The sequence below is a fragment of the Mesoplasma syrphidae genome (assembly GCF_002843565.1).
Taxonomy (GTDB): domain Bacteria; phylum Bacillota_I; class Bacilli_A; order Mycoplasmatales; family Mycoplasmataceae; genus Tullyiplasma; species Tullyiplasma syrphidae.
Genome location: NZ_CP025257.1, coordinates 705,638 through 729,357, shown reverse-complemented (window position 1 = coordinate 729,357; position 23,720 = coordinate 705,638). Strand labels below are relative to the sequence as shown.

Sequence of the window (23,720 nt, the reverse complement as noted above, 5' to 3'; positions counted from 1 at the left end):
CAGGTTTCATACCTTGCTTTTTTGCTTTATAATATAAACTAATTATGGAGGAAGCAAAATGAGATTGAACAATATCGTCACTAAATCATCTCCGTTGTATTACTTTTTTGATTGTGTAGATTATTTAGCAAAAAAACTTTGACTAGAAGGTAATACTGGAAGTGTTACTGCAATTTTGGATTATGAAGATATCTACCCTTACTTTGAAGATCATTATAATAACAAGGAATATAAGTTAGGTTATGAAGTACCGAATTTGAGTGATTGTTATATTTTAGTTACGGGAAATAACATTCCCCTAAGAAATTTACAAAAGTTTAAATTTAAAGTTCACAAAATGATTGGAATCATTCGTATCAATTTTAGGGGAGATGGTTATAAAATTTTATGAGGTTTTAAGGATCAAGAAGTTGAGCCAACTCGTTATTTAGAATTGCACTTAAAAGCCCATAATCATGCAATTTCTAAAAATGAAATGCATCGTATTATAACTCACGCGCACCCAACAAATTTAATGATGAAAACAATGACTGATCACATGAATGACGAGAATGTTTTTTCTTATGATTTATGAGATGCCATGCCTCATATTATGGAATTTATTCCTCATGGTGTTGGATTAGTTGACAAATATTTTTTAAAGCAAAGTTGAGATGATGTAGCTCAAAAGTTTTTGAATAAAGATTTAGTTGTTTTAAAACATCATGGATTAATTGCAGCGGCTAAAGATTTTGATGAAATCATCGGAGTATATGAAATTATTGACAAGGCGGCAAATATATCAATGAAAGTTCGAAAAGAACCATGAGCATATTCCCCAGAGTTTTTAGCAGAGCGTGCAAAGAATTCTAATTGAGATATAAGTCCAGAAATCCTTGAAGTTGGTCAAAAACCAAAACCCAAAGAGTAGGAAAACATATGGAAACAATTATTCTTAATGATTTATCAGCAACAAAAGCATTTGCAACGAAAATGGCTCAAGATCTTAAGCGTTTCAACCAACCAAATTATCTTTTGTTAAGTGGAGATTTGGGAGCTGGAAAAACAACTTTTTCTAAATATTTGTTAGCAGAATTAGGCGTTACGCAAAGAGTTACTTCACCTACTTTTGTTATTATGAATCAATATCACGGTAGCAATAATTTAAAAATAAACCATGTTGATGCTTATCGCTTGAGCAATGACGCTGAGTTAGAAATGTATTTGGAAGAATTTGAAGATGCCTTAAATATTATTGAATGATATGAAAATTTAAATTTAGATTTGAAAAATATAAAATATATTAAAATTAGTATTCAAATGATTAATGAAAATAGCCGTAAAGTTATTTTAGAAAGGAATTAGATTATGAATTTGTTTATAGATACAACAAATTGAAGTTTAATTTATTTATTAGAAAAAGATGATCAAATTATTGCTAGTTATGAAAAACGTGATATTAAAAAAATTTCTGATATTGCAGTAGAAGAGTTGAAACTTTTTTTAGCAAAAGAGGGTTTAACGGTTCGCAATATTGAAAATATTTATGTGACAACAGGACCTGGAAGTTATACTGGAGTAAGAATTGGTTTAGCAGTTGCCAAAACTTTGAAAACTTTGAATAATGATTATAATGTTTTTGTAGCAAACTCGCTAATGTTTCAAGCAGGAGATGAGCCAACAATTTCTTTATTAGATGCTCGTGGTAATAAAAGCTATTTGGGAATTTATAAAAATTCTCAGCCTTTAATTAATGAAACTGTTGTTACAAATAATGAATTACCAGCAATCTTTAAACAGTATCCAGAAATGAAAGTTATTAGGGACTATGAAAATATATCATTTGTCAAAAATTATTTGAAATTAAAAAATAAATTTGAGGAAGTTAAGAATATTGCTGATTTAAATCCAGTGTATATCAAAAATTTCATTTAGAGATTCGGACGGAGGTAGTAATGTTATTAAGAAAACATAAGCAACAAAAATCAAAAATTTACATATCATTAGCTATCTTGTTTATAATTTCGTTAATAGTTTTTATAATAGCAACTTTTTATGATCAAAGGCTTAGTGCATTTTTTGCTAAAGGAATTGAATATGAAGCAGTTAAATGATGAATCGGAATTTTTGATGAATTTGGCCTATTTCAACCGATTGTTTTAATGTTTATTCCTATTTTTGTAATTTTAGAAACTCGTGTTTATTACAAAAAAATTTCTAATAAAAAAATTCAGCAGCGCTATCGTTCTTTAATTGGAATTTGATATACTATTTTCTTTGTAGGATGATTCAGCATTTCTATAATTGCTTTGTGATTAATCTATGGCAAAAATATGGATATGGGAGCTGGTCCCGGTATTGATCCTAAAATTATGGGAACTTGAATTTATCGTTTTGTTGGTCGAGCAATTGCTCTAGGAACTATTTCGATTGTAATGGTTGGAGTAATGATATATTTGCGAATTAGTTTTAGCAAACGTAATGATGTTTTATCAGGAGAGTATTGAGTTGATAGTATTAAAATTATGGTATTTGTAGTTGCCCTTTTTGTAATTGTTTTTTTTATTAAACAAACTACAGGCAGACCATTTTATTACAATACAATTTTTGACGATGGAGTCAAAAATGAATTGCTAGAATTAATGCAAAAAAACGGAATTGATAATGCTCATGATATATTAGAAAAAAATTATGATCGATGATCACAAGCTAATTATTTGCCATGATATAAGATTAATGGGAATTTCTTTACAAATTTTAAATTTTGACAACCGTGGGGTAATCATCTGGGGGGACCAAATCATTGAGGTGATCGTGACTTTCCTTCAGGGCATACTGTTTCGATGTTTTCACTAATTTCATTAATGATTTATTTTATTGGTAAAAATAAGCCGCAAATAAGTTTAGCTAAATATTTTTTTATAAGTTTTTGAATTTTAAATTTAGTAGCAATGAATTTGATGCTAGTTGTTTATCGCTTTCATTGAGTTACAGATACAACTTTTTCAGTAATGTTGGGTATTATTGTAATAGTGATAACTAATAAAACTGTTGGTAAGTCAATTCGTAAGCCAATTGTTCAATATGATAATAAAAATGAAATTTTTCTTTCTTCAATTTTGGTCAAATTTAAAAATGCAAAGGCCCAAGTTTATATAGTCAAGTATGGTAAAAAACATTTAGTTAAGCAGTTTAGACCACGTTTGAATAGTCGTCGGGGGGCACCAAGGGTGATTATGAAAAAAATCATTAAGTATGCTGAAACTAAATACCAGCTCTCATATGATAAAGTTGAATTTGTCTATTTTAATGAGACTTTCGAAAATCATGAGTATAAAGCATGAATTAGTGAGTTCAAGGAGATTACTTTTATATAGAATAAGGACATTCCAAGCATTATTAGTGCAGCTTGTGATAAAATAAAATTGCTTATATATTAAGCAATTTTTAAACTATAGAGGTATCTATGAAAACAGTTATTATTGGTGGGGCAGCTACCGGAATGGGCGTTGCTGCAAAGTTAAAACGATTAAATCCTGAAATGGAGATTAAAGTAATTCAAAAAGAGAATTATGTATCATTGGGAGCTTGCGGAATTCCATATTATATTGGTAATCATTTTGATAATTCGCAAACTTTAATTGCCAGGACAGTCGAAAAATTTCGAGAGCAAAAAATTGAAGTTATTATTAATTCGAATGTTACCAAAATTGATTTTAAAAATCACGAGGTTTATTACAATAATAATGTTGAATATTACGATAATTTAGTTATCGCAACAGGAGCCAAACCAATTATTCCATCAATTGAAAATATTAGCGGAAATAATATTTTTACAGTTAGCACAAAGCAAGACGGTGAGAATATTAGAGCCAAATTAGCATCTACTAAAAATGTTTTGGTTGTTGGTTCAGGTTTGATTGGATTAGAGATGATTGAAAATATTAAAACTTTTAATTCGAAAATTGATATTACTATAATTGAGAAATCACAACGTCCTTTGCAATCATTATTTGATGAAGAATTTACATCAGTTATTGAAGAAAAAATGGCTGAGAAAAATATTAATTTAATTAAAAATAATGAAGTTGATAAATTTGTTTTAAATAATCATGGTGATGTTAAGGGAGCAATTTTAAAAACTGGAGAAAAAATTCTATGCGATATGGTTATCTTGGCAATTGGGTTTGCTCCGAATACAGAATTTTTGCAAAACTCAGGTTTAAATTTAAATTCAAGAGGATCGATTATTATTGACAAATACTGTCAAACAAATTTCAATAATGTTTATGCTGGTGGAGATTGTGCTGAAACTTTTGGTTTTTTATATAATGACCCAAAAGTTTTGTATTTGGCAACAATTGCTAATAAGCATGCAAAAATTATTGCTAATAATATTTTTAAAGCACAATTTTTTGAGTTTAAAGGAACATTGGGAACTGCAATTGTGCGCTTTTTTGATTTAGAATTGGCGAGAACAGGAGAAAATAATTTTGTTTTGGAAAATCAAAGAGTTTTAACAAAAAGTGTTTTAGTAAAGGACAAGGATCACACCAATTATCTTGAAAATCAAAATGATTTAGTTCTGAAACTTACAATTGATCAAGCTACTAAACAAATTGTTAATGCTCAAATATTGGGTAAAGATAAAGCAGTTATGAGAATTTATGGGTTAATTGGATTAATGTGATCAAGAACATCAGTTGACGAACACTTGGAACAAATTGATTTGCCATATTCGCCCCCGTTTTCAAGAACAACAGATATAATTCAAATTGCAATAAGTAAGCTGGTTTAAAAAACTAGAAAAGGAATAAATATGATAATGAGTGGTTTTAGAGAAACTTTTCTTGAAGGTTTCTTAAGTATCAGTATGTGACAGTCATTTTTAGCGATTTTCCTTTTTTTTGGAGTAATGGGAGGATTCTATTACGGGCTAAAAAAAATTAAAATCAAGTTTATTTATCGGGTTTTAATTGGAATGATATTAGGTTTATCTGTGGGTCTCATAATTCAAGGAATAATCGGATTTCCAGCTGGTGAGTGATTTGCTAATGGTGGTCAAGCAGTTTGAGCCAAGGTTGATGGAAATTGAGTCAATTTGTCAGGTTATTATATACTTGGTGATCAAGACCAATTAATTAAAATTACACCAGAAATTATAGACAAAATAGGCTTTGGTGATGGTTGAAAATTAGTTTTAAATTCGAATCGCGATAATGTTTTTGAAAATATAGATTCATGAATGGCTGAAATTAAAAGCGGAATTAAATGGGTTGGAGAATTTAATACTTGAGCCAGCATGTTAAAACAAATTTTTATTAATGGAATTTTGTTAATTACAATTCCAGTCGTGTTTATAGCAATCTTTAGAGTTGTCGCTAAACCGGGAGTAAACCGTTTGGGAAAAATTTCAGCAAAAGGAATTGCGGTTTTATTACTATTTGTAGCGATTGCATTTACAATTACTTTTTGAATAGGGTATTTCTTAAATATCGGAGGAAAGCTAAATTTTGATAATCAAATTGGAGGAAGTTCTGGAAGAACTGATTCTAAACCATTACCAGAAATTATTTGAGGATACTTGCCATCAAATATAATTGCAACTTTTTCGGGAACGGCAATTATTCCAATAATTGTTTTAGCAGCGTTGTTTGGACAAGCAACTAAATATGTTCGCAAAAAACATCCTAAATCAATGGATAATCTAAATAATTTTATGGATCGTAGTTGAGATATTATTATGTCAGTGCTAATGACATTTTTAAAAATTATGCCACTGGCTGTAATGTCAATGTTCGCAACAGCCATTACAACAAGACCAATTGGGGCGTTGCAATCAATTGGAATGATTTTGTTAATAGGATATTTGGGATTAGCCATAATGCTTGGAATAATGACTCTTGTGTTATTTATTAACAAAGTTAATATTAAAGTTTGATGGAAACATGCTTGAAGACCACTTGTACAAGGATTTTCAACACAATCTTCAAATGCAACTTTGCCAATCACAATAGATACTTTAACAAATGATATGAAAATAAAACCTGAAGTTGCTAGTGTTATAGCATCGATTTCAACGTCAATGGGGCTGGTAGCTTGTGCTGGAGTTCAGGCAGGATTGATTACTTCGGTATTGTACACAGGATCAGACTCTGTGGCCAGTGGAATGAATTTATTTGCATTCTTTATTTTGGCGTTATTTACAACAGTTGTTGCCAGTATTGGAATTGCGGGAATTCCAGGAACAGCAACGGTTGTTACTTCAGCGGTATTAAACGGAATGGGATTTGGAATTTATTTTGCTCCAGTTTATGCCATCTTTGGAGCGATTGATGGACTTTTTGATATGGGAAGAACAGCTACTAATGTAACCGGTGGAGTTTTTGCTTCCACCTTAGTTGCTAAAAATGAAAATATGTTTGAAGAAGATACAAAGTTAATCACAAAGGCACAGTTTTCAAAAAAAGAGGCAAAAATCTTAAAACGTAAGCAGTTAAAAGATAAAAAAGTTAGAAGCAATATTGATAAGGGCAAATAATTTTTGGTAAAAAGCAATAGAATCTTAAAATAACAAGCATCAAAGCAAAACTTAAGAGAGAATTGTCAAATGTTGTTTGTGCTTCAATACTTTATATATTCACACATATCATTAAAAAATAAAGATTGCCTAAAAAGCAGTTTTTATTAAATTTAAAATTATGTATAATATTAAAGTATTGATGGGTCAATACTCAAGTTGGTGAAGAGGTCACCCTGCTAAGGTGATAGGTCGGTTTCCGGCGCAAGAGTTCGAGTCTCTTTTGACCCGCCAGTTTAAAAATAACAAGGTGCTTATTTAAGCACTTTTTTATATTATTGGTGGGTAAATCTATATATAATTATAAAAGACAAGAAATAAGGTGAATCACAATGGGAAAAGAGCGAAATTTTAAAGTAAAGTTCAAAAAGTTTTTTTATCGCTTAATGTTTTGAAAGCCAATTGATGATTCTCTACAATCAGGGTATTTTGACAGTATTTTGAATTCTTTGTTAGTTTTAAATAAATCAGAAAAGAAAAAGGTTTTGACAATTATTGAAAAACACAATGTTCAAAATTTGTTATTTTATACTGATTTACGCAATGTTCCCAATATTTTAAATCAAGGAATTCGAATGCTAAAAGATATCAATCTTCAAGAAGAAGAAGCATATTATGTGTGAAGTTACTTACAGCATGATGATTCAATCGATCTTGAATTTGATTTATCAACTCGTGGAAACTTTTGAAAATGAACAAGTGATATTAACTTTAATCCTAAGAAAATGGCGGTTATTGGAATTGACCCGGATATTTTAAATCGCTTAACAGAGCGAGACTGAATCTTCGATCAATCGGCGAACCTAGTTAATATTACAGAAAATATCCAACCAGAAGCAATCAGCTGAGTCATGGTAAGAGATGAAACTACATATAATAAATTAAAAATTCTTATTAAAGAAGAAGACCTTAAAATTGATATCTATTTAGGTGATGAAGGTTTAGTAAGAAAAGGAATAGGAGACCATAATAATGGCAAAACAATTAGATAAAATTACCCCAAGAGCAACAGACTTTTCTCAGTGATACACTGATACTGTTTTAAATGCAAAACTTGTAGAATATGGACCAGTTAAGGGAACAACAATTTTTCGTCCGTATGGATATGCAATTTGAGAGTTAATGCAAAAATATTTGGACGCCGAGTTCAAAAAAATTGGAGTGCAAAATGTCTACTTTCCGCTACTAATTCCGCAGTCGTTATTTAATAAAGAAAAAGAACATATTGATGGATTTTCACCTGAAATTGCAACAGTAACTCGTGTTGGTGATAAGGAATTGGATGAACCATTGTATATTAGACCAACAAGTGAAGTTTTAATGGCTAACTTTTTCCAAAATGAGGTTCGTTCATATCGTGACTTACCATTAGTTTACAATCAATGAGTTAATGTAATGCGCTGGGAAAAGACTACTCGTCCCTTTTTAAGAACATCAGAATTTTTATGACAAGAAGGCCATACTGTTCATAATAATCCAGCTGAAGCCAAAAAATTAACTTTAAAAATTTTAGAAATTTATGCAAAATTTGCTCGAGAAGTATTGTTGTTACCTGTTGTTACTGGGCGCAAAACTGAAAAGGAAAAATTTGCTGGGGCTCAAGAAACATATACAATTGAATCTCTAATGCATGATGGCCAAGCTTTGCAATGTGGAACTTCACATTATTTTGGAGATAACTTTTCAAAAGTCTATGACATTAAATTTCAAAATAAAGAAGGAAAATTGGAAAATGCCTACTCCACTTCATGAGGAGTCTCAACTCGCTTAATTGGAGCAATCATTATGACTCATTCTGATGATAATGGTTTAGTATTGCCAAGCGCAATATCTCCAATTCAAGTTCGGCTAATTCAAATTAAGGATACCGATGAAGTTCTTGAAGCAACAACCCAAATTCAAAAACAATTGGCAGGTTTACGAGTTGATGTTGATAAAAGTGATAAGTCATTTGGATTTAAAATATCTGAAGCAGAAATCAAAGGGATTCCAGTTCGTATTGAGATAGGACCACGAGATTTAGAAATGGGCCAAGTAACAATTTCTCGTCGCGATACAAAAGAAAAAAATACAGTAGCATTAAAAGATGTTCAGTCTACTGTCAAAATAATGATTGCTGATTATGATAGAGCGTTATACTCTAATGCGTTAGCAAATCGTAAATTAAGAACTTCAACAGCTTCAACTATTGAAGAATACGTTCAAAAATTGCAAGACAATCAAGGGTTTGTTTTGGTACCGTTTTGTGGTCGAGTGGAGTGTGAAACTGAGGTCAAACAAAAAACTTCAACAAACTCTCGCTGTATTCCGTTTGATGTTGAACAGGAATGTGCTAAATGTTTTAATTGCGGAATGAAATCAACATTAAAAGTTTATTTTGCTAGAGCTTACTAAAAATCTTGAAAATATATGAAAGCAGGTGGTTTAAGTGGCTAAAAAATTTTACGCAGTAAAACGAGGACATAAAACTGGAGTTTTTGAATCATGAGATGAATGCTTTAAAAGTGTCAATGGTTATTCTGGAGCAATTTACAAATCATTTGCTAATCCAAAGGATGCCTGAGACTTTTTGAGAAATCCAAAGTCTCCTGCAAAAGTTTCCTCTTCAAAAACAATAAGTCCGCAATTGCAAATTACTGGCTTAGAGGATTTAGTATCGGCAATCGCTTATACTGACGGAAGTTATAATTCCGAGGCACAAACTTATTCTTATGGAGCAGCAATTATGTGGCAAGGTAAAACTTATACTTTCTCTCAGAGATTTAATAACAAAGCTTTGGCAGCAATGCGAAATGTAGCTGGGGAGTTAGAAGGAGCTAAGAAAGCCATGGAATTTGCTCGAGATCATAAAATTCAATATTTAACTTTATTTCATGATTATCAAGGAATTGCTGCTTGAGCACTAGGTACATGAAAGGCAAATCTTGAAGGAACGAAAAATTATCAAAAGTTTTATCAAGAAATTTCCAAATCAGTAAATGTAACTTTTAAATGAGTTAAAGGTCATAGTGGTGATTATGGAAACGAACTGGCTGATAAATTAGCTGCAAATGCAACCGAAAAACTGTATAAAGGAGAACTTTAAGATGCGTGAATTTCAATTACAAATGATTGATGGAAAAGAACTAACAACATATGAATGAACAGATGTCAAAAATCCTGTAGCAGTAATTCAATTGGTGCATGGCTCAGCAGAACGTGCAGCTCGCTATGATGAGTTTGCTAGACGTATGAATGAGCAAGGTATTGTTGTTGTAGCTGAAGACCACCGTGGTCATGGCAAGACAGCAATTTTAGAAAATCAAGAGTTAGGCTTTTTTGCTAAGAAAGATGGCTGAAATATTATTGTTGAAGACTTAAAAGTTATTAATGCTTATATTAAGCGTAATTGACAAGGTCTGCCAATTTTTATGTTGGGTCATTCAATGGGAAGTTTTATGGCAAGAACTTATGCGTGTAAATATTCAGAAACAATTTCGGGACTTATTTTATCAGGAACTGCCGAAATGCCAAGACTTTTAATTAACTTAGCCAAAAATATGTCAGCAATTGAAATGTTGTTCAAAGGAGCTAAACATCCTGCAAAGTTTATTTGAAATATGAGCTACAAAAACTTGAATAAAAAATGAGATAGCGAAACAAGCAATGGATGTGAATGACAGTGCCAAGATCCACTGGTTCAGGGATGATTTATAGATGACAAACTATGTGGCCAAGTATTTAGTACTTCAGCATTTCGTGATATGTTTAAAGGAATGCTGTTTAATTCAAAAAATAAAAATATTAAATATATGCGCAATGACTTGCCAATTATAATTATTTCAGGTGAAGATGATGTCGTTGGACAATATGGAAAAACTCCAGAAAAATTACATAATAAGCTAACAAGTTTGGGATATGATAGTGAATTGATTATTTATCCAAAACTACGTCATGAAATTTTATTTGAGTTGGACAAAAATCTTGTAGAGCAAGATATTTTAAAGTTTATTAATCAAAATAAGCAAAATCATTTTTAGAAGGAGTTAAAATGGATAAATCGAAAATTAGGAATTTTAGTATTATTGCCCATATTGATCATGGTAAATCGACTTTGGCTGATCGAATTTTAGAGCTGACCAAAACGGTTACAAAGCGAGAAATGCAAGAGCAATTATTAGATTCAATGGACATTGAACGCGAACGTGGCATTACAATTAAATTAAATTCTGTGCAACTGGAATATAAAGCCAAGGATGGACAAGAGTATGTTTTTCACTTAATTGATACTCCTGGTCATGTAGATTTTAGTTATGAAGTTTCAAGAAGTTTGGCTGCTTGCGAAGGAGCAATTCTGGTAGTTGATGCAACACAAGGCGTTGAGGCTCAAACACTGGCTAATGTTTATTTAGCAATTGATAACAACTTAGAAATTATTCCAGTGATTAATAAAATTGATTTGGCAAGTGCCGATGTTGAGCGAGTTAAAGAACAAATTGAAAACATCATTGGTCTTGATTGTAGTGACGCTCCGCTGATTTCTGCTAAAACAGGATTAAATATTGAAGATGTATTAGAAGCCATTGTTAGTAAAATTCCAGCACCCGATGATGCCAATGATCAAGCACCATTGAGAGCATTAATTTTCGATAGCTATTATGATAAATACTTAGGTGTGGTAATGTCAATTCGTGTTCGAGAAGGAGTCATTAAAGTGGGAGATAAACTTCGCTTAATGGCATCGGGTGCTGAATATGAGGTTACGGAAGTGGGAGTTAAAACTCCTAAAATTGTGAAAACAGGAAGTTTAGAAGCAGGAGAAGTAGGCTGAATTGCTGCTTCGATTAAAACAATTAAAGATATTAATGTTGGAGACACAATTACTAATGCTGCGAATCCAGCTCTTGAGCCATTAGATGGTTATAAAAAAATGAAACCGATGGTTTATTGTGGAATCTATCCAGTTGATACTAATAAGTATCAAGATTTTAAAGAAGCGTTGGAAAAAATTGAATTATCTGACTCATCCCTTGTCTATGAACCAGAAACTTCACAAGCATTAGGATTTGGGTTTCGTTGTGGTTTTTTAGGTTTACTTCATATGGAAGTTATTCAAGAGCGTTTAGAACGAGAATATAATTTAAACTTAATAGCAACTGCGCCTTCAGTAATTTATAAGGTTTTTTTAACCAATGGTGAAGATATTGTTATTGATAACCCAGCGAAATTACCAGATCCTCAAAAAATATTGAGAATTGAAGAACCATTTGTTAATGTTAAAATAACGACACCAGAAGAATATATTGGAGATTTAATGAATTTATGTCAAACAAAGATGGGAGTTTATAAGGATTTAGAATATATTGATAATCAGCGTCGTGTTTTAGTCTATGATATGCCTTTAGCAGAAATTATTTTTGATTTTTTCAATAAACTAAAGTCAATTTCTCGTGGTTACGCTTCTTTTGAATATGAACTAATTGGATATAAAGAATCAAAATTAGTTAAAATGGATATCTTGCTTAACGGAGATATGGTTGATGCTTTTTCAATGATTGTAAATACAAAATTTGCTTATAATCGTGGTTCGCAGCTAACTAAAAAATTAAAAGAACTAATTCCTCGTCAAAATTTTGAGGTACCAATTCAAGCAGCAATTGGAAATAAAATTGTGGCGCGTGAGACAATTAAGGCTTATCGTAAAGATGTTATTTGAAAACTTCATGCTGCAGATATTTCTCGTAAAAAGAAACTTTTTGAAAAGCAAAAAGAGGGAAAGAAAAGAATGAAAGAAATTGGGTCTGTGGAAGTTCCACAAGAAGCGTTTATCGCAGTTTTAAAACTGGATGACTAAATACGCATCATTTTAGATTATTTTCTCTAATACTTTATGAGGAAACAGGAGGTCGCATATGAAAAATGCTTTTAGATATGAAAAAGAACTATGAGACATATTAGATGATGAAGTTTTTTTGATCGAGTACTATCCCGATTTTAAAAGCGAAATGATTGCTAAAATGGCTGGAGATGAATGGCGTAAACGTCAAGGTATTGAAAATTATCTTGAATGAACGTTACAAATGTTTGTTAATATTAAACCAATTTTTATTGGTCCAGATGATATACCTTTACCTGAAGGTATTGGTGAAATGATAATTATTCGTCTTCAATCTTTGGCAACAGTTTTAACGAACTTTAAAATGATTTATCAAAATGGAGTTAAAAAAAATAAAGAAACATGTGTTAACGATTTAGGAATTGATCCATTAATCAAACGCACTCACTTTAAGTTAAGCAAACAATATTTGGATATGTTTATTGAAAGATTTGAAAGACTGGAACCAATTAAAGTTTTTTTAGATGTTTATAAAAAAATCGCTCTAATGTTTTCCAAACTACAAAAAGTCGAAAGCGCCAATGAGTATTTTGATCAGTTATATCAATTCCAAGAATTTTTATCAGACTATATCGATGATTTGGATGAATTGAATTTTGATGTTGCTCCAGAAGATATGTTTAAAGCTAATGAAATTTTAAAATATATCACTATTGTAGAAACTCAATTGTATTATTTATTGCTATTAAATGAAACATTGGAATATACTGAATTAGTTAAGATTGGAATCAATGATATTGATTCAAAACCATTAGTTTTGGAGCGTGATGAACGTATTCAAATGGTTGAGGCTTTGAACAATTCTCGTGTTAAGAGCTAAGTTTTCATAAAAAAACTTTATGACGAGGCCAATATTAAGAATTAATTAGGAAAAGGTTTCTTTTCCTAATTTTTTTATTAAACAAAAAATGGTATTATTTATAAGTTATATAAATTAAAAGGAGTAAGAAATGTCAAATCAAAAAATTATTAACATTGCTGTAATTGCTCACGTTGATGCAGGTAAATCTACTTTGGTGGATGCGTTATTGCAACAAGGTGGAGCTTTTAGAGATAATCAAGAAGTAGCAGCCCAAATTATGGACTCAAATGATCAAGAAAGAGAACGTGGAATCACAATTTATTCAAAAAATTGCTCAATCGAGTATAAAGGAATTAAAATTAATATTGTTGATACTCCTGGTCATGCTGATTTCTCATCAGAAGTTGAGCGTATTATGAAAACTGTTGATACAGTAATCTTATTAGTAGATTCAAGTGAAGGACCAATGCCTCAGACTCGCTTTGTACTTTCAAAAGCATTGGAATTAAAATTAAAGCCAATCTTGATGATCAATAAAATTGATAAAAAAGATCAAAGAGCTGAAGAAGTTTTAGATGAAGTTTTAGAATTATTTATGGAACTAGATGCTAATGATGATCAAATGAACTTCCCAACAGTTTATGGAATTGCTAAAAATGGAATTGCACAATTTACAATGGAAAATCCATCAGAAGACTTAACTCCTTTATTTGAAACAATCGTAACTCAAGTAGGATCTTATCCAACTGAATTAGCTGATAATACAACAAGAATGCAAGTTTCAACTTTAGCATATGATTCATTTATTGGTCGTCTGGGAATTGGACGTATTTTTGAAGGAAAATTAAAAGAAGGTCAAACTGTTGCAATTTCAAGAAATGATGGTTCAGTTAAGCAAGGAAAAATTACTAAATTAATGGTTTATCGCGGATTAAATCGTATTGCTGTTTCAGAAGCTGTGGCTGGTGAAATTGTAACAATCTCAGGAATCGAAGATATATCAATTGGAGATACAATTTGTGATTTAAATGATGTTCGTCCAATGGAAGCGATCACGATTGAAGAACCAACAATGTCAATGAATTTTTTAGTTAATACTTCACCGTTTGCTGGAAAAGTAGGAAAATTTGTCACATCACGTAACATTCGTGAGCGTTTGGAAAAAGAATTAGAAGTTAATGTTGGACTAAAAGTTGAACCATTAGAAAGTTCTTCAGTTGAGGGATTTAAAGTTTTAGGACGCGGAGAGTTACACTTGTCTGTTTTAATTGAGTCAATGCGTCGTGAAGGATTTGAATTGGCTATTTCAAAACCAGAAGTAATTCTTCATAAAGATCCAGTTACTGGGGAAGTTTTAGAACCAATGGAAAAAGTTACAATAAATGTTCCTTCAGAATATGCTGGAACAATTATCAATAAGTTAAATCAACGTAAGGGATTAATGATTGATATGGATTCAGATGGAGTTCGTGATAAAGTAACTTATAATATTCCTCTAAGAGCCTTAATTGGTTTTAGAAGTGAATTTACAAATGATACTCATGGAGAAGGAATTATGGTTAGATCTGCAAATGGATTTGAACCATACAAGGGAGAAATTGAATCACGTCAAAATGGAGTAATGATTTCAATGGCAAATGGAAAAACTTTGGCTTATGCTTTAGGAAATCTTGAAGAACGTGGAATTTTATTCGTAGCTCCACAAACTGAAGTTTATGAGGGAATGATTGTAGGACAACATTCGCGTGATAATGATTTGGACGTTAACCCAACAACAGGAAAAAAATTGACAAATACACGTTCAAGTGGAACCGATGATTCAGTTAAATTAACTCCGTACCGTAAAATGACTTTAGAAGAGGCTTTAGAATACATCGAATGAGATGAACTAGTTGAAGTTACTCCAGTTGATTTACGTTTACGTAAAAAATGATTAACTTTGGTTGAAAGAAAACAACACCGAAATGATCAGAAAAAAGTAATTAGTTAAATTTGAAGCGAGTTTTGGCTCGTTTTTTATTTTAAATTTTTACTGAGTTGTTTTAAGTTTTTGAGATCCAAATTTTAAACTTTCGACAAAATATTAGCAAAAATCTATATTGCTAATTCGTAGCAATTTTATTGTTAATAGACTGAAAAAATATTATAATCATCTTATATATTGAAAGAGGGAAATACATATGTCAAAAATTGTTAAAATTTTAGGACGTGAAATTTTAGATTCACGTGGTACTCCAACAGTTGAAGTTGAAGTTTGAACAGACTTCGGTGGATACGGATTGGCTAAAGTTCCTTCAGGAGCATCAACAGGTGCAAATGAAGCTTTAGAATTAAGAGACGGAGATAAAAAACGTTTTAATGGAAAAGGTGTTTTGACTGCAGTTGCTAACGTAAATGAAAAGATTGCACCAGTATTAGTTGGAATGGAAGTTCAAGACCAATTAAGTTTGGACCAAGCAATGTTAGATTTAGATGGAACTGAATTTAAAAAAAACTTAGGAGCAAATGCAATGCTGGGAGTTTCTTTAGCTGTTGCTAGAGCAGCTGCTGATGAATTGGAAATGCCTTTATATAAATATATTGGGGGAGTTCAAGCACACCGCTTGCCTGTGCCAATGTTAAATGTTATTAACGGTGGGGAACATGCTGACTCAGCAATTGACTTCCAAGAATTTATGATTATGCCAGTTGGAGCACCAACATTTTCTGAAGCACTAAGATGATCTTCAGAAACTTTCCAAGCTTTGAAATCATTATTACATTCAAAAAATGATATTACAGCAGTTGGAGATGAAGGTGGATTTGCACCAAACTTTGCATGAGCTTATGAAAAACAAGACTTGGCTTCATTCCAAGCTAAGACTCCAGCTGAAATTGCTTTAGATTTATTAGTTGAAGCAATTGAAAAAGCTGGATACAAAACTGGTCGTGAAGGAATCATGATTGCAATGGACTGTGCTTCATCAGAATTATTCTTAGAAGATAAAAAATATCATTTCAAAAAAATTGAAAAAGTTACTGGTCAAAAATGAGCAATGACATCAGCTGAAATGGTAGCTTACTTAGAAAAATTAGTTAATAACTACCCAATCATTTCAATTGAGGATGGATTAGCTGAATCTGATTGAGAAGGATTTGAAGTTTTAACTCAACAAATTGGTGATCGCGTTCAAATTGTTGGAGATGATTTATTCACAACAAATCCTAAATTTATTAAAGAAGGAATTAGCAAAAAAGCTGCAAATTCAACATTAATTAAATTAAATCAAATTGGAACTTTATCAGAAACTATTGAAGCAATTACAATGTCACAAAAAGCTGGTTGAACAGCTGTAGTTTCACACCGTTCAGGAGAAACTGAAGATTCAACAATTGCTGATTTAGTAGTAGCATTCAATGCTGGTCAAATTAAAACAGGATCAATGTCAAGATCTGATAGAATTGCCAAATACAACAGATTATTACAAATTGAATCTGAATTAGGGAAAAATGCAATTTATGATGGATTTGCAACTTTCTACAACTTAGAAGCAAATAAATAATTTCATTAAAAAAAATTTTTAAAAAGAAACATTTCAGTTTCTTTTTTTATTTAAAGAACAAAAATGTATTAGCACCAAGTATTCAAAATTTGATAAAATATCTAAAAGTGAGGTTCATATGAAATTACACAAAGATCGCCAAAAGTTTATAAACTGATTATCAATTGCGATTATTGCGATTTTACTGCTGGCATTGTTTTTAGTTGGAACTTTTTTGGATTTACAAATTGCTCGAAAAGTTGGCAATCCAAATAGTTTTTTTGGTGTGTTTTTTGACTGGTTTGGAAAAATTATATATTCCTTACCTCTTTTTATTGGAATAGTACTAACTATTAAAAGTTTAAAAGAACATTTCAATAAAAAAATCAAAAAGTTTATTGAGTACTCAATTTATTTTGGCTTTTGAGCAATAGTTATGACAATTTTTTTGGCAGAAGGTTTAAATAAATACCTTAATAACTCTGTTATTGATGATGGAATTATTATTTCTCTTGTTTTAAATAGCGCGCTAGTAAGTTTAATCTTTTTGGGAGTAGTTTTATATGTTGATACTGATCCAGAATGAATTATTGAAGATCGCCGTCTTATTCGTCATGTAATTCTAATGATTATTTTTATAGTTATCGTTAATCTATCAGTTCTAATTCTTAAAGAAATATTTGCTCGTCCACGTCCGCAAACAATTTTTGCAGAAAATAGTCTTGAAGAGTATCGTCCTTGATGAAAAATTCGCTATACTGGAAAAAATCGCTCATTTCCTTCAGGGCATGTAGCAGCAGCATCAACAATGCTAGGATTAACAATTTTGTTTGATAAAGAAGACTCAAAAGGAAAGTATCTGATTGCCCACTTAGTAGGATGAATTTGTATATTACTTGTTGGATTTTCTCGAATGATAATGACCGCACATTTTTTATCAGACGTTGTAGCAGCGACAATCATTGCTTTTGTGACTTTAGTTGGTGTCACTTCACTAAGAAACAAACAATGCAAATTTAAATGCTTCAAATTGCCCGCTAAAGAGGAAAAAAATGGTTAGAGCATTGGGAATGGATATTGGTTCCAAAACAGTTGGATTAGCAACCTCGACAAGCTTAATTGCTCAACCAGGACCAACAATTAGATTTACTGAATGAGAGTTTGAAGAAGGAATTCAAAAGTTAACTAAGTTTATTGAGGAGTTTCAACCTGAAGTATTAATTTTTGGTTATCCTAAAAATATGAATGGTTCAGTCGGTGAACGAGCTGAAATGGTTGATTATTTCATTGAAGGAGTCAAAGTTTACAATCCAAAGTACTTAGATTCACAAATTATTCGCATCGATGAACGTCGAACAACAAAAATGGCAAAATCAATTATGATTGAAGCCGGAATTAGTCGAGACAAGCAAAAATTGTCCAAAGATTCTTTGGCAGCACAACTAATATTAGAACAATATCTTAATCAACAAAGTTTTTCTGATTAAGTGTTGTCAATCTAGTTTTTGTGTAATATAATTTTTACTAAACTAAAAAGGAACTAAACTATGCAAAAACACCCATTGGTAAAAGAAATTTTATTTTCAAGAGAACAAATTAAAAATCGAACATCAGAAATTGCTCAAGAAATAGAAAAATTTTATAAAACCCAAAATTTAAAAGACAATACATTGCTGTTAGTTGGATTGTTAAAGGGATGCATTCCGTTTTATGCTGAGTTTATGGCAAACTTTAATTTTGAATGCGATACAGATTTTATGGTTGTATCATCTTATCGCGGAGGAACAAAGACTTCGGGTGATCCCAAAATTATGTTAGATGTGAATACTTCACTAAAAGACCGTGATGTCCTAATTGTAGAAGATATTATTGATTCAGGATATACTTTACAGTATGTTAAAAAATACTTTCTTAATCGTGGAGCTAAAAGCGTTCGTGTTTTAACTTTATTAGATAAGCCAGAAGGGCGTCAAGTTGTAATTACTCCTGATTGAAGTTGCTTTACAATTGCTAATGAATTTGTAATAGGATTTGGATTAGATTATCAAGAACGCTTACGAAATCTGCCATATGTGGCAATTTGTGATACAACAAAGTTAGCTGATTGAAAATGATAAGAGACCATCGTCTCTTTTTTATTTTATATGTAAGAAATTACAACAAATTGAATTATTGCTTTCAGAGTTAAAGCATATTTGCTATAATGAATTCGACTGAGAGGTACTACTATGACCAAACAAGACCTTCAAAAACAAAAATCGAAACGTCTGATTAAAGACCTTAACTATTTAGGTTTAGGCACATGTATTAAGGACTTGAAACAACTGCCAAAATTTTTGAAAATTTTTTTAATTTTTGGGGCTTTTGCGCTGACTTTTTTAAATTTCTATAGTTTTCAAGGATTACAAATTGATGCAAATAGTTTAACTGATGAACAGAAAGTGTTATTAGAAGATGTAATTCATAATTTGGGATCACATTTTACGCCGTTAATTAAATATTCTAACGCTTATGTCTTTGGTTCTGTCATTGGAGCACCCTCACAGGGATTGGCAATCGCCACTGCCATTCTTTATTCGATGAGTGGATTAGCAGCTTTTACAGGGCTTTTATCAGTATCAATGATTGTTTACGGAAAAATGTCACAATTCTTATGAGGCTTAATTAATGGATTTTTTTATTGTATGTTCGCTTTAATAGCAGGATTTATTGGTGATTTTATTATGAATGTTATTTTTATTCTTGGAGCAAGTTTGGGATGGTATTTGTTTAATTATAAGCATAAAAAGCAGTTTACAGTTCGCGGACGCTCACCGATCTATAAAATAACTTTTGTTTTAGTAACAATTTTTGCAGTAGCTTTAATGTCATACTTATGATCATTGGCAATTCCAAAAATTTATGAAGGAACAACAGGTTTAAATTATGATGAACAAATTGGTAAAACACAATTACTGTTTGACTCAATTGGAAATGGTGGAAACTTAGTGGGTTATGGATTTCAGTTAATGAATGTCTCAGAACAATTTTGAATATGAATGTTCTTAAATGTATGAAAAGTTATTCAATATACGCCAGTTTCAAGTTCAGAGTGAGTCTGAACATTAATTATCCAATATTCAATTTGAACAATTTTAGCATCGTTTGGATTTTGAGAAAATCAACTTAAATATATTGTTGCTTGACTATTTCCCAAGTATTCAATAAAAGAATAATTAGTTATTTATAATTAAAATAATTTAACACAGATTAATTTTATTTTGCAAAAGTAGAATATTAAATTTGCTTTTGTTGATAGCAATTTGCTAATGCTAAAATGTAAAGTCATTTTTAAATATATTTATATTATCAAATCATTTTAGTATTTTTTGAACCTGCGGGTTCTTTTTATTTTTCAAAATCTAAAATGACTCAAAATAAAAAGTCTACATGTATGGTTTATATAGATGTTTTAGGTCGCACTTTTTTGCAAAAAAAACATAGAATAAGATATAATAAATTAGTATTACTTTTTATAAAATGAAAGAAGAGGATAATAATCATGATCAAAAAAATTGGTGTTTTAACTTCAGGTGGAGATGCACCAGGAATGAATGCTGCTGTAGCTGGAGTTATTAGAGCTGCTAATGCTAAAGGTATTGAAGTTTATGGAATTAGAGATGGCTATAAAGGCTTAATTAATGGTTGATTTGAAAAAGTTGACATTGACTTTGCACAAGAGATCTTAACTCGTGGAGGAACAAGATTAGGCTCAGCTAGATTACCAGAATTTAAAGAAGAGTCAGTTCGTCAAATTGGAGTTGATAATCTTAAAAAAGCTGGTATCGAGGCTCTAGTTGTTTGTGGTGGTGACGGAAGTTACATGGGAGCACAAAGATTAACTGAAATGGGCATTAACTGTGTTGGATTACCAGGAACAATCGATAATGATATTGTTTCATCAGACTATACAATTGGATTTGACACTGCTCTGAACACAATTATTGAAGCAATTGATCGTATTCGTGACACAATGCAGTCACATAATCGTGCAGCAGTTGTTGAAGTTATGGGAAATCACTGTGGAGACTTGGCCTTGTATGCTGGAACTACAACAGGGTGTGAAGTAATTTCAACTTCTGAATCAAAACTTACCGAAGAAGAAATTTGTGAGCAAGTTAAAGTTTTGGCTAAAAAAGGTAAGCGAAGTGTAATTGTTTTGGTTACTGAAAATTTATATGATTCAAATGCTTTAGCAAAAAAAGTTGAAGAAAAATCTGGCTATGTAACTAGAGCAACAATTTTAGGTCATACTCAACGTGGAGGAATTCCAACTGGTATGGATCGCTATTTAGCAGTTACATCAGCAATTTATGCAGTTGATCAGCTAGCAGCTGGCAAAGGTGGGGTTTATGTTGGATTAGATGGCAATAAACTTGTTGCTCGTGATATTAACTCGACATTGAACATGCCAAGAAAAGATAAGAGCCAAGAACTTTCAACAATACGCTTGTTAAACTCACAGTTTAAAAAATAAAATAATTAATATTAAGTTTCAAAAAGAATAAATACAAGTTAAAATATTATTATATTGTAACAACGGGAGAAAAAAATGAATAAAAAAGAATTAGCTAAAAGAATTAAACGTACTAAAATTATTACAACGATTGGTCCAGCAACACACGAACCTGAACAAATTCAAGAATTGTTTGAAAATGGGATGACAACAATCCGTTTGAACTTTTCACATGGTGATCATGAAGAACAAGGTTATCGCATAAAAGGAGCCAAAGCAATTAGAAATAAAATTGGTAAACCAATTTCAATTTTATTAGATACTAAGGGTCCTGAAATTCGTGTCGGAAAGTTTAAAGATGGTAAACAAGAAGTTGCTGCAGGACAAAAAATCACTATTTTTACTGATAATGAATCTTTTGCAAATAAAGAATGTGGTCAGGGAGAAATGACTGTTGCTTATGACATGTCAGTTGATTTAAAAATTGAAGATCAAATTTTAATTGACGATGGTAAATTAGAATTAAATGTAACAGCAGTTAAACCAGGAATCGTTGAAGCGATTGCTTTCAACAATCATACAGTTAAAACAAATAAGCGTGTTAACTTACCAGGGATTGATTTTTCAATGGCCTTTTTAGCTGAAAAAGATCGTACAGATATCTTATATGGTTGTGAACAGGGAGTTGACTACATTGCAGCATCATTTGTTAACACAGCTGCAAACGTTCAAGAAATTAGAGATATTCTTATTGAGGGGAAACAAACTGATATTCAAATTATTTCAAAAATCGAGTCACAAGTTGGGCTAGATAATATTGATGAAATTATTGCTGCTTCTGATGGAATTATGGTTGCTCGTGGAGATTTAGGATTAGAGATTCCTTACTATGATGTACCATACTGAGAAAAAATAATTATTAGAAAATGTCGTGAAGCTGGGAAAGTAGTTATTGTTGCAACTCAAATGTTAGAAACAATGACAGAACACCCTTCACCAACTCGTGCTGAAGTAACTGACGTTTATTTTGCTACAGAATTGGGAGCAGATGCAACTATGTTATCAGGAGAATCAGCAGCTGGAGATTACCCATTCATTACTACAAATGTAATGGCAACAATTAACAAACGTGCTGAAGTTGAATTCTATAATAAAGGATACTACCAAGTTCAATTAGATAATGCTCACAAAACATCTTCAGGACCACGTGCTGATATTGCTGCGGACTTAGCTGAAAGAACAAGAGATGGGCAATATAAATTTGCAATCGTTTTATCAAGAACGGGAGAATTACTAAAAGTTATATCAAAATTCCGTCCTAATGTTGCTATTTTGGGAGTTTCTGAATCAGAAAGATTATGAACTGCATTTGGATCATGACATTCAATTTTCATGAATAAAACACCTGATTTAGTAGCTTTAGAAACAAATGATCATGATTTATCAGCAATTGCTAAATTATGAGGAGCTGTTAACGGTGAGAAAGTGTTAGTTGTAAGAAATGCTGACATCAGAGAAATTACTGTTGCGTAATTAAATAAAAAAATCCAAGAAACTTCTTGGATTTTTTTTATTAAGAATTAATATTAATTATGAAAGGACCATAAGGATCAATTAAATTATTGCTTTTTCAACCAACTTAATATTTAAAACATTGAATGTATTAAATGATTTAAAAAAGGAATTTCGAAATTGGAGTGGTAGGTTAGTTATTATTATTCTAATTTTGAAATAAGGGTATGAATGTATGCTAAAAAACATGGTAACTGAGGAAAAAATCCTTAGCAGAGTTTTTCTTTTCAAACAAGATTCTTCTGAGCTTATTAAAATTACAAAATCCAGACCAGAAGGTTCATCCAATGATAATGTACAATCTTTAATAACTTTAGTAACCGTAAATTGCCAAGATTATGATTTGAGACTTGCAAAACAAATGGTGCTGATTCCAAGTAATTTTGTAAATGATCGTATCAAGCTGGAATGAGGAAACGACTATTATACCTGAAATGATTTAGATATTGGCAAATTTTTTGTAACCGACTTTAATACTAGCAATAATTTTAAAATTACTGATAGTGGCGAGGCAAAAAGATTTGCTACTTTGAATATTTATGAAGAGTCATACAATAATGTAGCTAATTGATGCATGGCATCATTAAATTATGGGTACACTTGATATTTTGAAAATGGCAACTATTATTTTCAGCTAGTTTTTCTTCAATTTTGTGATACTGGGTCTCCCCAACCAATTGCCAAGAGTACGATTAATTTAGGATATGCTGTCAAATTTTCATAAAAATGGGTTTATAGTATTTTTACATCTTGCTTTTAAATAAAGTTAATATTAAAATAAAGTTAATTAAATAAAAAATAACATTTGGACAAGATTTTTATCAAAGGCCTATAAGAGAATTGACGGTTGGTGCAAGTCAATGGGATATGATTAAGATTACTACCAAGTAAATATG

At 31.2% G+C, this 23,720-nt stretch carries 21 protein-coding genes and 1 tRNA gene; all 22 read left to right on the top strand.

The genetic code is table 4. The features are described from left to right. Positions 1–58: 58 nt before the first annotated feature. Positions 59–910 carry a class II aldolase/adducin family protein gene (locus CXP39_RS03095; RefSeq protein WP_027048587.1) on the top strand — a complete coding sequence of 284 codons (852 nt, stop codon included), beginning with the start codon at positions 59–61 and terminating at the stop codon, positions 908–910. Between the two features lie 8 nt (positions 911–918). Further along, the gene (tsaE, locus tag CXP39_RS03090; protein WP_027048586.1) at positions 919–1,344 is read left to right on the top strand and encodes a tRNA (adenosine(37)-N6)-threonylcarbamoyltransferase complex ATPase subunit type 1 TsaE; all 426 of its coding nucleotides are present in this window, start codon (positions 919–921) and stop codon (positions 1,342–1,344) included. Between the two features lie 3 nt (positions 1,345–1,347). Beyond that, positions 1,348–1,914: a tRNA (adenosine(37)-N6)-threonylcarbamoyltransferase complex dimerization subunit type 1 TsaB gene (tsaB, locus tag CXP39_RS03085; RefSeq protein WP_027048585.1), complete on the top strand. Its 567-nt coding sequence runs from the start codon at positions 1,348–1,350 to the stop codon at positions 1,912–1,914. Positions 1,915–1,934: 20 nt separating this feature from the next. Beyond that, positions 1,935–3,356 carry a phosphatase PAP2 family protein gene (locus tag CXP39_RS03080; protein ID WP_027048584.1) on the top strand — a complete coding sequence of 474 codons (1,422 nt, stop codon included), beginning with the start codon at positions 1,935–1,937 and terminating at the stop codon, positions 3,354–3,356. Between the two features lie 89 nt (positions 3,357–3,445). Continuing rightward, positions 3,446–4,777 (top strand): FAD-dependent oxidoreductase, encoded by a 1,332-nt coding sequence (locus tag CXP39_RS03075; RefSeq protein ID WP_027048583.1) that lies wholly within the window; start codon positions 3,446–3,448, stop codon positions 4,775–4,777. Between the two features lie 27 nt (positions 4,778–4,804). After that, positions 4,805–6,520 (top strand): dicarboxylate/amino acid:cation symporter, encoded by a 1,716-nt coding sequence (locus CXP39_RS03070; RefSeq protein ID WP_027048582.1) that lies wholly within the window; start codon positions 4,805–4,807, stop codon positions 6,518–6,520. 183 nt (positions 6,521–6,703) lie between these two features. Continuing rightward, positions 6,704–6,793: transfer RNA gene (locus CXP39_RS03065), tRNA-Ser, on the top strand. 98 nt (positions 6,794–6,891) lie between these two features. Continuing rightward, on the top strand, positions 6,892–7,551 hold the full coding sequence (locus tag CXP39_RS03060) for a hypothetical protein (protein WP_027048581.1): 660 nt from the start codon (positions 6,892–6,894) through the stop codon (positions 7,549–7,551). Beyond that, positions 7,532–8,953 (top strand): proline--tRNA ligase, encoded by a 1,422-nt coding sequence (gene proS, locus CXP39_RS03055; protein ID WP_027048580.1) that lies wholly within the window; start codon positions 7,532–7,534, stop codon positions 8,951–8,953. The genes CXP39_RS03060 and proS overlap by 20 nt, the downstream gene beginning before the upstream one ends. 34 nt (positions 8,954–8,987) lie before the next feature. Next, a complete protein-coding gene (locus CXP39_RS03050) occupies positions 8,988–9,644 on the top strand; it encodes a ribonuclease H1 domain-containing protein (protein ID WP_027048579.1) in 657 nt (218 codons plus the stop codon). Between the two features lies 1 nt (position 9,645). Continuing rightward, positions 9,646–10,578: an alpha/beta fold hydrolase gene (locus CXP39_RS03045; RefSeq protein ID WP_027048578.1), complete on the top strand. Its 933-nt coding sequence runs from the start codon at positions 9,646–9,648 to the stop codon at positions 10,576–10,578. A gap of 11 nt (positions 10,579–10,589) precedes the next feature. After that, a complete protein-coding gene (gene lepA, locus CXP39_RS03040) occupies positions 10,590–12,392 on the top strand; it encodes a translation elongation factor 4 (protein WP_027048577.1) in 1,803 nt (600 codons plus the stop codon). 58 nt (positions 12,393–12,450) lie between these two features. Then, positions 12,451–13,254 (top strand): hypothetical protein, encoded by an 804-nt coding sequence (locus CXP39_RS03035; protein ID WP_027048576.1) that lies wholly within the window; start codon positions 12,451–12,453, stop codon positions 13,252–13,254. 130 nt (positions 13,255–13,384) lie between these two features. After that, positions 13,385–15,226, top strand: coding sequence for a translational GTPase TypA (typA, locus tag CXP39_RS03030; protein ID WP_027048575.1), 1,842 nt, complete (start codon positions 13,385–13,387; stop codon positions 15,224–15,226). 190 nt (positions 15,227–15,416) lie between these two features. Continuing rightward, positions 15,417–16,778, top strand: coding sequence for a phosphopyruvate hydratase (gene eno, locus CXP39_RS03025; protein WP_027048574.1), 1,362 nt, complete (start codon positions 15,417–15,419; stop codon positions 16,776–16,778). A gap of 118 nt (positions 16,779–16,896) precedes the next feature. Continuing rightward, complete coding sequence (locus CXP39_RS03020) at positions 16,897–17,817, top strand: phosphatase PAP2 family protein (RefSeq protein WP_027048573.1); 921 nt, start codon at positions 16,897–16,899, stop codon at positions 17,815–17,817. Beyond that, a complete protein-coding gene (ruvX, locus tag CXP39_RS03015; protein WP_027048572.1) occupies positions 17,810–18,244 on the top strand; it encodes a Holliday junction resolvase RuvX in 435 nt (144 codons plus the stop codon). The genes CXP39_RS03020 and ruvX overlap by 8 nt, the downstream gene beginning before the upstream one ends. A gap of 60 nt (positions 18,245–18,304) precedes the next feature. Next, a complete protein-coding gene (hpt, locus tag CXP39_RS03010; RefSeq protein WP_027048571.1) occupies positions 18,305–18,874 on the top strand; it encodes a hypoxanthine phosphoribosyltransferase in 570 nt (189 codons plus the stop codon). A gap of 111 nt (positions 18,875–18,985) precedes the next feature. Beyond that, entirely contained in the window at positions 18,986–19,972 is a 987-nt protein-coding gene (locus CXP39_RS03005) for a nicotinamide mononucleotide transporter (protein WP_027048570.1), read from the top strand. A gap of 326 nt (positions 19,973–20,298) precedes the next feature. Beyond that, positions 20,299–21,273, top strand: coding sequence for a 6-phosphofructokinase (gene pfkA, locus CXP39_RS03000; RefSeq protein WP_027048569.1), 975 nt, complete (start codon positions 20,299–20,301; stop codon positions 21,271–21,273). Between the two features lie 75 nt (positions 21,274–21,348). Then, a complete protein-coding gene (gene pyk / locus CXP39_RS02995) occupies positions 21,349–22,785 on the top strand; it encodes a pyruvate kinase (protein ID WP_027048568.1) in 1,437 nt (478 codons plus the stop codon). Between the two features lie 214 nt (positions 22,786–22,999). Beyond that, positions 23,000–23,548, top strand: a complete 549-nt coding sequence (locus CXP39_RS02990; protein ID WP_027048567.1) for a hypothetical protein — start codon at positions 23,000–23,002, stop codon at positions 23,546–23,548. The last annotated feature ends 172 nt before the right edge of the window (positions 23,549–23,720 follow it).